This is a genomic window from Anaeromyxobacter oryzae (genome assembly GCF_023169945.1).
Taxonomy (GTDB): Bacteria; Myxococcota; Myxococcia; order Myxococcales; family Anaeromyxobacteraceae; genus Anaeromyxobacter; species Anaeromyxobacter oryzae.
In genome coordinates this window covers 127,044-139,439 of the sequence record NZ_AP025591.1, presented here as the reverse complement: position 1 = coordinate 139,439, position 12,396 = coordinate 127,044, and the positions used below count along the sequence as shown (strand labels likewise).

Sequence of the window (12,396 nt, the reverse complement as noted above, 5' to 3'; positions counted from 1 at the left end):
CGACTCTCGCTCGCTAGTACGAGATGCAGGCGGCACCGGCGGCGAGGAACTCCACGAGCTTCGCGCCGCCGACGATCGTCGCCCTTTCGATGAGCGCCTTCTCGTCGAGTCCGCGCTTCTTGAAGCACGGCGAGCACACGTAGATCGTGCCGCCGGTCTTCACGAAGTTCGAGACCAGCTCCTTCAGCGGAGCGAAGCCCTCCTCGTGGATCTCCTCGGCGTACCCCTTCACCGCGATGCGCACCGCCTCCGTGGAGAGGAACACCAGCGTCTCCTGCGCGGACGCCACGGAGGCGTTCGCCACCACGAACCCGACGGTCGCCTTGTCGGTGTCGTTCTTCGCGTGCGTGATCGAGACGCAGAGCTTTCCAGGCATGTCAGCTGTCCTTTCGTCGAATGAAGTACTGGGGGTGTTCCGCTCGGAGGAGCGGGTGTCCGGTCATGCGGCACCAGGCCGGGATGTCGTGCGGCGCCCCGAGATCCGTCGCGGTGAGCTGGAGGACGGCGCCGGGCTTCATGGCGCGCATCCGCATCGCGAGCAGGAAGACGAGCTCTCCGCACCCCATGCCGCCGGCATCCCACGCGTCATCCGCGTGAAAGGTATCGTCCATGTGCTCGATGCCTCGTCCTGCCGACGACGTGAACGCACGAGTCGCCGTGCGCCGACGAGCCGCGCCCCGGCTTCCCGGAATGAAGGTCGTTAGCGGCGGAGGAGCAGAGGTGAAGATCCTCCGACCGCGCTCCCTGATCTGTCTTGGGAAGCCACCGGCTCCCCGGCCTTGCGGCCTCAGCGCTCGCGGGGCGCGCGCGACTCGATCGCGATCAAGATCCTCACCTCCCTTCGGTTCTGCTTCTACCAGCAAGCACCCGGAGGTTGCACTGCTTCCGTGAAGGGAGGGGTTCGTCGGAGCAGACAGGAGCGCGTCGCGTATTCGAGCACCATCCGGTGCGCGTTGCCGACGAGGTGCCCGGCTGGCGGAAGCCCCCGAGGCTCCCTCACGCCTCCCAGTCCAGGATCACCTTCCCGGACTGCCCGCTCCGCATCACGTCGAAGCCGCGCTGGAACTCGTCGATCGGGAAGCGGTGGGTGATGGCGGCGGAGATGTCGAGCCCGCTCTGCAGCATCGCGACCATCTTGTACCAGGTCTCGAACATCTCCCGCCCGTAGATGCCCTTCAGCACGAGCCCCTTGAAGACGACCTGGCTCCAGTCGATCGCCTCCTCCCCGGGCATGATCCCGAGGAGCGCGACGCGGCCGCCGTGGTTCATCACGTCGATGAGCTGCCGGAACGCGCGGCCGTTCCCGCTCATCTCCAGGCCGACGTCGAAGCCCTCCTTCATCCCGAGGTCCTTCATGACGCCGCGGAGGTCCTCGCGGGCGACGTTGACGGTTCGGGAGGCGCCGAGCTTCGCGGCGAGCCCGAGCCGGTAGTCGTTCACGTCCGTCACCACCACGTGCCGCGCCCCGACGTGGCGCGCGATCGCCGCCGCCATGCAGCCGATGGGGCCCGCGCCGGTGACGAGGACGTCCTCGCCGACGAGGTCGAAGGACAGGGCGGTGTGCGCGGCGTTGCCGAACGGGTCGAAGATCGCGGCCACGTCGTCCGGGATGTCGTCCGGGATCCGGTAGACGTTCACCGCGGGGATGACGACGTACTCGGCGAAGGAGCCGGGGCGCTGGACGCCGACGCCGACGCTGTGCCGGCAGAGGTGGCGCCGCCCCGCGCGGCAGTTCCGACAGAAGCCGCAGGTCACGTGGCCCTCGCCGGAGACGCGGTCGCCAGGCTTGAACGCCTCCACCTCGTCGCCGACCCGCTCGACGCGGCCGACGTACTCGTGGCCGACGATCATGGGCACCGGGATGGTCTTCTGGCTCCACGCGTCCCAGTTGTAGATGTGCACGTCCGTGCCGCAGATCGCGCTCTTCACGACGCGGATCATCACGTCGTGGACGCCGACCTCCGGCGCGGGCGCGTCCTTCACCATCCAGATGCCTTCCTGGGGCTTCGACTTGACGAGGGCCTTCATGGCGCGGCTCCGGGTGTGCGGGCAGGGGAGGAGGGATCAGCGGATGACGCCGAGGTCCCGGCCGACCTTCGCGAACGCGGCGACCGCGAGGTCCAGGTCCTCGCGCGAGTGCGCCGCGCTCATCTGCGTGCGGATGCGCGCCTGGCCGCGCGGGACGACGGGGAAGAAGAAGCCGACGGCGTAGACGCGCTCCTCGAGGAGCCGCCGCGCGAACTCCTGCGCGAGCGGGGCCTCGTGGAGCATGACGGGCACGATCGGGTGCTCGCCCGGGAGCAGCTCGAACCCGAGCTTCGTCATCTCGGTCCGGAAGTGCCGGGCGTTGTCCCGCAGCCGGCGGCGGAGCTCGTCGCCCTGCTCGAGCATGTCGAGCACCGTCAGCGACACGGCCGCGATCACCGGCGGGAGGGTGTTCGAGAAGAGGTACGGCCGCGCCTTCTGCCGGAGCCACTCGACGACCTCGCGCGACGCGGCCACGTAGCCGCCCGCCGCGCCGCCGAGCGCCTTCCCGAGCGTGCCTGTCACGAGGTGCACGCGGCCCATCACGCCGTGGTGCTCGGGGGTGCCGCGGCCCTTCTCGCCGACGAACCCGACCGCGTGGCTGTCGTCCACCATCACGAGCGCGCCGTGCCGCTCCGCGAGGGCGCAGATCTCCGGCAGCTTCGCGAAGTAGCCGTCCATCGAGAACACGCCGTCGGTGACGACGAGCTTGAAGCGCGCCCCTGCCGCGTCCGCCTCGGCGAGCCGCGCGGCGAGGTCCGCCATGTCGCCGTTGGCGTACCGGTACCGGCGCGCCTTGCAGAGCCGGATGCCGTCGATGATCGACGCGTGGTTCAGCGCGTCGGAGATCACGGCGTCCTCCTCGCCGAGGAGCGCCTCGAAGACGCCGCCGTTCGCGTCGAAGCAGGAAGAGAACAGGATGGCGTCCTCGAACCCGAGGAAGCGCGCGAGCCGCCCCTCGAGCTCCTTGTGCACGTCCTGGGTCCCGCAGATGAAGCGGACGGACGACATCCCGAAGCCGTAGCGGGGGAGCGCCTCCCGGCCCGCCTCGACGAGCTCCGGCCGCCCCGCGAGCCCGAGATAGTTGTTCGCGCAGAGGTTCACCACGCGTCTGCCGTCGGCCTCGACCCACGCGCCCTGCGGGCTCGTGATCACCCGCTCCCGCTTCACGAGCCCCTCGGCGTCGAGCTGGGCGAGCTGCGTCCGGAGGTGTTCCTGGAAGGCGCGCGTCATCGGGCGACCTCGGTCGGTTGGAGGACGAACGGCGCCCTCCTTGTAACCCGGAAGAGGCCCTCGCGCCGGTTTCCCGGGCGGGGATCCGGTCGCCGGGCTGGAGTCTACCGTGCGTGACCCCGCCGCTCGGGCCAGCCGCGCCGTGCGTCCCGCAGGATCTCCCGTGCGGCGTTCCGGCCGCACGCGCCCATGACTCCGCCGCCGGGGTGCGTGGCGGCGCCGCAGAGGTACAGGTCGCGCACCGGGGTGCGGTAGTCGGCGTACCCCGGCAGCGGCCGCAGGAAGAAGAGCTGCTGGGGCGTCATGGCTCCCTGGAAGATGTTTCCGCCGGTGAGCCCGAACCGCCGCTCGAGGTCGAGCGGCGAGAGCACCTCGCGGTGCAGCACCGAGGCGGGGAACCCGGGGGCGACCCGATCCACCAGCTCGACGCACCGGTCGGCGAACGCCTCCTTCCGCGCGTCCCAGGTCCCCTCGGCGAGGCGGTACGGCGCGTACTGCACGAACATCGACATGACGTGGCGCCCCGGCGGCGCGACCGTCGGGTCGACCACCGACGGGATCGTGCACTCGATGACCGGCTCCTCCGAGGGCCGCCCGCGCGCGGCGTCGGCGAACGCGCGCTCCAGGTAGTCGAGCGACGGCGCGACATGGATCGTCCCGCGATGCTGGGGACCCGGCGCGTGACCGGGGAGGGCGCCGAAGCTCGGCAGCTCCGACAGCGCGAGGTTCACCTTGAGCGACGCGCTCGAGAAGTCGAGGGCGCGGATGGCATCGGCGACGCCCTCCGGCAGGTGGGCGGGGCCGGCGAGGTCGAGGAGCGTGCGGCGCGCGTCGGCGCTCGAGGCGACGCGCCGCGCGTCCAGCTCGGAGCCGTCCGCCAGGATCACGCCGTCCGCCTTCCCCTCCCGGACGCGGATCCGCGCGACCGGCGCGCCCGTCCGGATCTCCGCGCCGGCCGCGCGCGCCACGGCCGCGAGCGCCTCCGAGAGCGCGCCCATGCCGCCGCGCACGTAGCCCCAGACGCCGCGGACGCCGTTCACCTCGCCCATGACGTGGTGGAAGAGGACGTACGCCGTCCCCGGCGTGGACGGCGACGCCAATGCCCCGATGATCGCGTCCGTCGCGAGCGTCGCCTTGAGGGCGTCGGACTCGAACCAGCGGTCGAGGACGGGGCGCGCGGCTCCGACGAGGAGCTCGATCGCGCGCGGGCCGTCCGGGCCGAGGCGGAGGAGGCTCCAGCCGAGCCGTGCCAGCCGGAGCAGGTCGCGGGGGCGCCGCGAGAACGGATCGGGGGGCGTCTCGAGCAGGGTCGGCTCGACGACTCGTGCGATCCGGTCGAGCATCGCCTCGTAGGCGGGGAACCGCTCCGCGTCCCGCGCGGAGAGGCGCGCGATCTCGCGGCGGTTCAGCGCGGGATCCGGCCCGAGGAGGAGCGACCGGCCGTCCGGGAGCGGCGTGAACGACGACGGGCTCCGGGGGAGCACGACGTAGCCGTGCCGCGCGAGGTCGAGGTCGCGCACGATCTCCGGTCGGAACAGGCTCACCACGTACGCGGCCGTGGAGACCTTGAACCCGGGCCAGGGCTCCTCGGTGACGCACGCGCCCCCCACGCGGTCGCGCGCCTCGAGCACGATGGTGCGGAGCCCGCCGCGGGCCGCGTACGCCGCCGTGACGAGGCCGTTGTGTCCGCCGCCGACGATCGCGAGGTCCCACGCCTGCACGGCTGCTTGCCTAGGAGGGCCGGAGGCGGCGCGCAAGGCGGGGTCGAGGAGGGGGGGCGGGGCGGGTCCGGGGGACGGGCCGGGGGACGGGCCGGGGGACGGGCCGGGGGCCACGGGCCACGGGAAGCGGGACACGGGAACGAATGACGGTGACGGAAACGGCAACGGTAACGGTAACGGGCAAGAAGGCTAGAGACGCGTGCCGTTCCCGTTGCCGTTACCGTTCTCCGTTGCCGAACCCGTTCTCCGTGACCCGTGACCCGTGACCCGTGTCCCGTGTCCCGTGTCCCGTGTCCCGATTTTGCGTGAGCCGTTCACCGGTGCTCGACCGACAGCCGAAGCACTCCTCCCTTCCCCGCCGCGCGCGTGAGGGGTCCCCCCCGTGCCACGACGGGCCGGCGCATGCCCGGGGGCTCCCCGCCCGTGCGCCGGGGGTGCAACGTCGCGGGGCCGGTGCTCTCCCCCGCCGGCGCCCGCCCCCATGTCCGTCACCACCCTGGTGCTGTCCCTCGCCCTCGCCGCGAGGCTCTCGCCCGCGCCCACCGCCCCGTCGAGCCGGAAGCCGTCCGAGTGGTCCGCCTACAACAAGGCCCGTGCGGAGGCGGGGCTGCTTCCGCGGAAGGCGGCGCGCGGCACGACGCAGGTGTCGCCGTCGCTCGTTCGGGACCTGCCGGCGACGGCGATGTCGCTCGACGCGGCGCCGCCGGTGCGGGTGGTCGAGCCCACGGAGGGCGCGAGCGCGGGGCCGGCCGTCGCGGCGCAGCCGGTGCCCCCGGCGGCGGCGGTCGCTCCGGAGCCGGCGCGGGTGCCGAGGGTGGCCGTCGAGGAGCCGCCGCCGCTGCGCCGTCCGACGGCGACGCAGCGGCAGGTGCTGGATGCGGTGCGGCGTGCGTCGGCGGCCGCCGCGGTGGAGCGGAGCGCGCGGGCAGATGCGGTGCCGCCGCCCGCGGCGCCGGAGGAGCCTGCGCGGGCGCCGATCGCGCCCGTGGTGGCGGCGGGGCAGAGGATCGTGGAGGAGCCTGTGGTTGCGGCGCAGGCCCCGCTGATCGCGGTGCCGCCGGCTGCGGCGGGGGCGACGCCGGTGGTGGCGGAAGCCGTCTCGGTGGGGCCGCCGCCGGCCCCTGCGTCCCCGGCTCCAGCGCCGGCGTGGACGGAGCCGCCTCGGGTGGCGGTCCGGGAGCGGTCGCGCGCTGGCGGTGCGCAGCTGGATGCGGAGGGCGGGGCGCTGCTCGCCGGGCTCCAGGGCGCGAAGGTAGAGCTGCGGGTCGTGGCGCGGGTCGGGAGCATGACCGTTGCCGTGGAGCGCCCGGAGATCGCGCTGAGATAGTGGTGATCGTTCGGGTACACCACCCTGCCTCCGTCGGCGCCCTGCGTTACAACAGGCGGGTGCCCGAGCGTGGCCCCGCCCCGGACGTGCCGTTCCACCCCGCGGTCACCGCGTGGTTCGCGCGCGTCTTCGAGGCGCCCACGCCGGCGCAGGCGCTCGGCTGGCCCCCCATCCACCGGGGGGAGAGCACGCTCCTCCTCGCGCCGACGGGCAGCGGCAAGACGCTCGCGGCGTTCCTCTCGTCCCTCGACCGGCTGATGTTCGCGCCGGAGCCGCCCAGGAAGGAGCGGCTGCGCGTCCTCTACGTCTCGCCGCTCAAGGCGCTCGCGGTGGACGTCGAGCGGAACCTCCGCGCGCCGCTCGCCGGGATCTCACAGGTCGCGGCGGACCGCGGCGACGCCTTCCGCGTGCCTGCCGTCGCGGTCCGGAGCGGCGACACGCCGGCGAAGGAGCGCGCCCGCTTCAGCCGGGACCCGGCGGACATCCTCATCACCACCCCGGAGTCGCTGTACCTGCTCCTCACCTCGAACGCGCGCGAGGTGCTCCGCTCGGTCGAGACGGTGATCGTCGACGAGATCCACGCGCTCGTGCCGACGAAGCGCGGCGCGCACCTCGCGCTGTCGCTCGAGCGGCTCGAGGCGCTCGCCGGCCGGCCGCTCCAGCGCATCGGCCTCTCCGCCACGCAGCGTCCCCTCGACGAGGTGGCGCGCTTCCTCGGGGGCGCCACGGGAGGCGCCACGTCCCGGCGCGGGCGAAGCGCGGCTGGCACCGTCCGCGCCCTCGGCGAGGTCCGCGACGCCGCGGCCGCCCCCGAATGGCGGCCCGTCACCATCGTCGACGCGGGCGCGCGGAAGCGCATCGAGCTCCGCATCGAGGTGCCGGTCGAGGACATGTCGCGCCTCGGCGAGCCGCTCGAGATCCCGGACGGCCCCGCGTCGCAGCCCGTGCGCGCCTCGATCTGGACGGCGATCCACCCCCGCCTCGTCGAGCTCGTGAAGGCGCACCGCTCGACCATCCTCTTCGTGAACAGCCGGCGCGTCGCGGAGCGGCTCGCGGCGGCGCTGAACGACCTCGCGGGCGAGCTGCTCGCGCAGGCGCACCACGGATCCATCGCGCGCACCCAGCGGATCGCCATCGAGGACAACCTCAAGGCCGGCAGGGTCCGCGCGCTCGTCGCCACCTCCTCGCTCGAGCTGGGCATCGACATGGGCGCGGTCGACCTCGTCGTGCAGATCGAGGCGCCGCCGTCAGTGGCGAGCGGGATGCAGCGGATCGGGCGCGCGAGCCATCAGGTCGGCGGTACGAGCCGGGGCGTCGTCTTCCCCAAGTACCGCGCCGACCTCGTCGCCTGCGCCGCGATCGCCGAAGCGATGCAGGAGGGCGCCGTCGAGGAGACGCGGTATCCGCGCAACCCGCTCGACGTCCTCGCCCAGCAGGTCGTCGCGATGGTGTCGCTCGACGACTGGACCGTCGAGGACCTCCACGCAGCGGTCCGGCGCGCGGCGCCGTTCGCCGAGCTGCCGCGGACCATCTTCGAGGGCGTCCTGGACCTGCTCTCGGGCCGCTACCCGTCGGAGGAGCTCGCGGAGCTGCGCCCGCGCATCACCTGGGACCGCGTGCGCGGCGTCCTCCGCGCGCGGGAGGGGGCCCGCCGCGTCGCGGTGGTGAACGGGGGGACGATCCCGGACCGCGGCCTCTACGGCGTGTTCCTCGCGGGCGGGAAGGCCGGGCAGACCCGCGTCGGCGAGCTCGACGAGGAGATGGTGTTCGAGTCGAAGGTCGGCGAGACCTTCATGCTCGGCGCGTCCACCTGGCGGATCGAGGACATCACCCACGACCGGGTCCTCGTCTCGCCCGCGCCGGGCGAGCCCGGGAAGATGCCGTTCTGGCACGGCGACGCCGCCGGCCGCTCGCTCGAGCTGGGGCGCCGGATCGGCGCGCTCGTCCGGGAGCTCCGCGACGTCCCGCGGTCCGCCGCCGTGGAGCGCCTCCGGACGCGCCACGGCCTCGACGCGCGCGCCGCGGAGAACCTGGTCCGCTACCTCGCCGACCAGGCCCAGGCGACGGGGGCGGTGCCCGACGACCGGACGCTCGTCATCGAGCGGAGCCGGGACGAGCTGGGGGACTGGCGGATCTGCCTCCTCGCGCCCCTCGGCACGCCGGTCCTCGTGCCGTGGTGCATGGCGGCGGTGGCCCGCGTCCGCGAGCGGCTCGGCGTGGAGGTGGAGACGCTCTGGACGAACGACGGGTTCGCCATGCGGTTCCCGGACGCGGACGCGCCGCCCGACCCGGCGCTGCTGCTCCCGGAACCGGACGAGCTCGAGGACCTCGTCGTCGGCCAGCTCGGCGCGACGGCGCTCTTCGCGGCCAGGTTCCGCGAGGCCGCCGCGCGGGCGCTGCTCCTGCCCCGGCGCCGCCCCGGCCACCGCGCCCCCCTGTGGCAGCAGCGGAAGCGCGCCGCCGATCTCCTCGCGGTCGCCTCTCGCTTCGGGGAGTTTCCGATCCTGCTCGAGGCCTACCGCGAGTGCCTGCGCGACACCTTCGACCTCCCGGCCCTCGTCGAGCTGCTCCGGGACGTCCAGGCCCGCCGGGTCCGCGTGGTGACCGCAGACACGCGCGCGCCGTCGCCGTTCGCGGCCTCGATCCTCTTCGGCTTCGTCGCGAGCTTCATCTACGACGGCGACGCGCCCCTCGCGGAGCGCCGCGCGCAGGCGCTCGCCATCGACCAGGCCCAGCTGCGCGAGCTGCTCGGCGAGGCGGAGCTGCGCGCGCTCCTCGACGCGGACGCGATGGCGGAGCTGGAATCGCGGCTGCAGCACCTGCCGCCCGAGCTGCGGGTCCGGAGCGCCGACGGCGTCGCCGACCTGCTGCTCCGCCTCGGCGATCTCTCCCGCGCGGAGATCGCCCGCCGGAGCGCCACGCCCGAGGTCGCGGCGAGCGCCGACCGGCTCGTCGCCGAGCGGCGCGCGGTGCCGCTCCGCATCGCCGGCGAGGAGCGGCTCGTCGCGGTCGAGGACGCCGCCCGGTACCGCGACGCGCTCGGCGTGCCGCTCCCGCCGGGACTCCCCGAGGCGCTCCTCGCGCCCGTCCGCGAGCCGCTCGAGGGCCTGCTGCTCCGCTTCGCGCGCCGGCACGCGCCGTTCACGACCGACGAGGTCGCCGCGCGGCTCGGCCTCGGCCGCGCCGCCGCGGAGCGCGCCCTCGACCGGCTCGTCAACGCCGGACGGCTCCTCGAGGGCGCGTTCCGGCCGCACGGCCGCGAGCGGGAGTTCTGCGACGCGGACGTCCTCCGGAGCCTCCGCCGGCGGTCGCTCGCGCGCCTCCGGGAGGAGATCGAGCCCGTCGAGCCGCGCGTGCTCGCCCGCGCGCTGCTCGCCTGGCACGGCGCCGTCCGGAAGGGCCACGGCCTCGACGCGGTGCTCGACGCCGTCGAGAAGCTCCAGGGCGCGCCGATCCCCGCCTCGATCCTCGAGACCGAGGTGCTGCCGGCGCGCGTGGAAGGATACCTGCGCGGCGATCTCGACGCGCTCGCGGCGTCGGGCGAGGTGCTCTGGGTGGGGCTCGAGCCCATCGGCGAGCGGGATGGGCGCGTGGCGCTCTACCTCGCGGACGCGCTCCCGCGCCTCATCCCGCCGGAGCAGCCCGCCCCCCCGGCGCCGGAGGGCGACCGCGAGCAGCGGATCCTCGACCACCTCGCGAGGCGAGGCGCCTCGTTCTTCGCCGAGCTGCACGAGGCCGCGGGCGGCGGCTTCGCCCAGGCCACGGTCGACGCGCTCTGGACGCTGGTCTGGCGCGGCCTCGTCACGAACGACACGTTCCAGGCCCTCCGCGCGTACGTCGAGACGGCGCCGCGGCGCGAGAAGCGCCGCCGCCACGAGCGGCGCACCGGAGTCGGGACCGGCGCCTACCGGTCCAGGCTGGCGGCCCCGCCCCCCGCCTCGGGCCGCTGGACGCTGGTCGCCGCGCGGCGCGAGGCGGGCGGCCGGCCCCGGCCGTCGCCGACCGAGTGGAGCGCGGCGATGGCGCAGCAGCTGCTGCACCGGTACGGCGTCGTCACGCGCGGCGTCGCTGCCGCCGAGGGGCTGCCGGGCGGGTTCAGCGCGGTGTACGAGGTGTTCCGGCACCTCGAGGAGGCGGGACGCATCCGCCGCGGCTACTTCGTCGCCGACGTCGGCGCGATGCAGTTCGCGCAGGGCGCGGCCCTCGACCTGCTCCGCGCCGCGCGCGAGCCGGCCGACGCGCCCGAGGTCGCGACGCTCGCCGCCGCCGATCCCGCGAACCCCTACGGCGCGCTGCTCGAGTGGCCGCCGCTCCCGGGCGCGCCGGACGGGAAGCGGCCCGCGCGCGCCGCGGGGGCTCGCGTCGTGATCGTCGACGGCGACCCGGTCGTCTACCTCGGCAAGGGCCTCCGCCAGCTCCTCGCCTGGCTCCCGGAGGCCGAGCCGGAGCGCTCGCGCGCCGGCCGCGCCGCGGCGCGCGCCCTCGTGGACCTGGCCCGCGGCGCGCAGGGCCGCGACGAGGGCGTCCTCGTCGAGGAGGTGAACGGCGTGCCCGCGGCGGAGCACCCGCTCGCCGGGTTCCTGGTCCAGGCCGGCTTCGCGCCCTCCGGCGGCGCGCTCCGGCTCCCGCGGCGCAGCTTCCCGCCGACGGTCGTGCTCCCCGCCGACGCCGACCTCGGTTGATGCCGGAGGGCGACACTCTCCACCGCACGGCGGCCACGCTGCACCGCGCGCTCGCGGGGCGGACGGTGGTGCGCTTCGAGACCGTGCTCCCGAAGCTCGCCCGCGTCGACGTGGACCGGCCGATCGCGGGCCGAACCGTCGAGGCCGTCACCGCCGCCGGCAAGCACCTCCTGATGACGTTCTCGGGCCAGCCACTCATCGTTCGGCCCGAGCGTGGCGGCCGCGCCGCGGCCGCGGAGTCGAAGGCCGGCCCGCTCGTCCTCCGCACCCACCTCCGCATGAACGGGACCTGGCACCTGTACCGGCCGGGCGCGCGCTGGCAGCGGCCGCGGAGCGCGATGCGGATCGTCGTCGAGACCGCCGATGCCGTCGCGGTCGCCTTCGACGTCCCCGTCGCGGAGCTGCTGGACCGCGGCGCGCTGGCGCGCCAGCGTGACCTCACGCGGATGGGGCCGGACCTGCTCGCGCCGGACTTCGACGCGGCGGAGGCGGCGCGGCGCCTCCGGGCGCGGCCCGACGCGGAGGTCGGCGAGGCGCTCCTCGACCAGGCCGCGGTCGCGGGCGCGGGGAACGTCTTCAAGTCGGAGATCCTCTTCGTGGCCGGCGTTCACCCGGCGCGGCGCGTCCGGGAGCTCCCGGACGTCGACGTCGATCGCATCGTCGCCGAGGCCCGGCGGCTCCTCCTCGCGAACGTCCGCGCGGGGGCGCCGTCCGGCCGGCGCACGACGGGGCGGTGGAACCCCGGGGAGCGGCTGTTCGTCTACGGACGGGGAGGCGAGCCCTGCCGCCGGTGCGGGGCTCCTGTCGCGTTCGCGCGGCAGGGGATCCACGCCCGGGTGACGTACTTCTGCCCGCGGTGCCAGCCGGCTCCGTGAGCGCGGGCGGCGGCGGGTACGGATCGCGGCGAGGCGGGACCGGGAGGCTACTGCTCCACCGGCCGGAGGCCGTAGTGCCCCATGACCCTCGCGATCACGTCGGGCGGTGGCAGGCCCGTGGTCGCCGCGGCGGCCATCTCGCGGAAGTAGTCGAGATAGCGCGCGGCGACGATGACGTTGAGGAAGCGCACCCGCTCGCCGCTCTCGTTCCAGATCGCGTGGGGCACGTTGACCGGGATCGTGAACGAGCTGCCTGCGGTGGCGGTGAGGGTCCGCTCGCCGAGCTTCACCCCCATCCGTCCTTCGAGGACGTAGATCGTCTCGTCGTGCTCGGTGTGGACGTGGGGCGGGATGCGGAACGTGGTGCCGCGGAACTCGGCCACCGCGAGGTTCATCCGCGTGCCGGAGCCGTTCTCCTTGACGATGATCTCGAGCGGTCCGAGGCGGAAGGCCTCCCCGTCGTCCTGACCGAGGTGTACGGCGGGTCCGCTGGCGGCGGTGGTCGGCTGGTTCATGGCGCTCTCCTGCTCGTG

9 protein-coding genes are annotated in these 12,396 nt (G+C 74.7%); 3 read left to right on the top strand and 6 right to left on the bottom strand.

The annotated features are described in order from the left end of the window. Window positions 1-13: 13 nt before the first annotated feature. The 5 genes from AMOR_RS00540 to AMOR_RS00520 form a co-directional block, all read right to left on the bottom strand. Window positions 14-376, bottom strand: a complete 363-nt coding sequence (locus AMOR_RS00540) for a DsrE family protein (protein WP_248357493.1) — start codon at window positions 374-376, stop codon at window positions 14-16. Between the two features lies 1 nt (window position 377). Continuing rightward, window positions 378-611: a sulfurtransferase TusA family protein gene (locus AMOR_RS00535; RefSeq protein ID WP_248357492.1), complete on the bottom strand. Its 234-nt coding sequence runs from the start codon at window positions 609-611 to the stop codon at window positions 378-380. A 385-nt stretch (window positions 612-996) separates the two neighbouring features. Next, window positions 997-2,028, bottom strand: coding sequence for an L-threonine 3-dehydrogenase (gene tdh / locus AMOR_RS00530; RefSeq protein ID WP_248357490.1), 1,032 nt, complete (start codon window positions 2,026-2,028; stop codon window positions 997-999). Between the two features lie 36 nt (window positions 2,029-2,064). Continuing rightward, complete coding sequence (locus AMOR_RS00525; protein ID WP_248357488.1) at window positions 2,065-3,258, bottom strand: glycine C-acetyltransferase; 1,194 nt, start codon at window positions 3,256-3,258, stop codon at window positions 2,065-2,067. A gap of 104 nt (window positions 3,259-3,362) precedes the next feature. Further along, window positions 3,363-4,979 (bottom strand): phytoene desaturase family protein, encoded by a 1,617-nt coding sequence (locus tag AMOR_RS00520; protein WP_248357487.1) that lies wholly within the window; start codon window positions 4,977-4,979, stop codon window positions 3,363-3,365. A gap of 481 nt (window positions 4,980-5,460) precedes the next feature. Here AMOR_RS00520 and AMOR_RS00515 point away from each other — a divergent pair, with 481 nt between their 5' ends. From AMOR_RS00515 to AMOR_RS00505, 3 genes are read left to right on the top strand one after another with little or no spacing between them, the layout of a single operon-like run. Further along, window positions 5,461-6,306, top strand: a complete 846-nt coding sequence (locus tag AMOR_RS00515; protein WP_248357485.1) for a hypothetical protein — start codon at window positions 5,461-5,463, stop codon at window positions 6,304-6,306. A gap of 59 nt (window positions 6,307-6,365) precedes the next feature. After that, on the top strand, window positions 6,366-10,988 hold the full coding sequence (locus AMOR_RS00510; protein ID WP_248357483.1) for an Lhr family helicase: 4,623 nt from the start codon (window positions 6,366-6,368) through the stop codon (window positions 10,986-10,988). Continuing rightward, window positions 10,988-11,863 carry a DNA-formamidopyrimidine glycosylase family protein gene (locus AMOR_RS00505; protein ID WP_248357482.1) on the top strand — a complete coding sequence of 292 codons (876 nt, stop codon included), beginning with the start codon at window positions 10,988-10,990 and terminating at the stop codon, window positions 11,861-11,863. The genes AMOR_RS00510 and AMOR_RS00505 overlap by 1 nt, the downstream gene beginning before the upstream one ends. Before the next feature lie 47 nt (window positions 11,864-11,910). Here AMOR_RS00505 and AMOR_RS00500 read toward each other — a convergent pair whose 3' ends face one another. Continuing rightward, the gene (locus AMOR_RS00500) at window positions 11,911-12,378 is read right to left on the bottom strand and encodes a cupin domain-containing protein (RefSeq protein WP_248357480.1); all 468 of its coding nucleotides are present in this window, start codon (window positions 12,376-12,378) and stop codon (window positions 11,911-11,913) included. Between the last annotated feature and the right edge of the window lie 18 nt (window positions 12,379-12,396).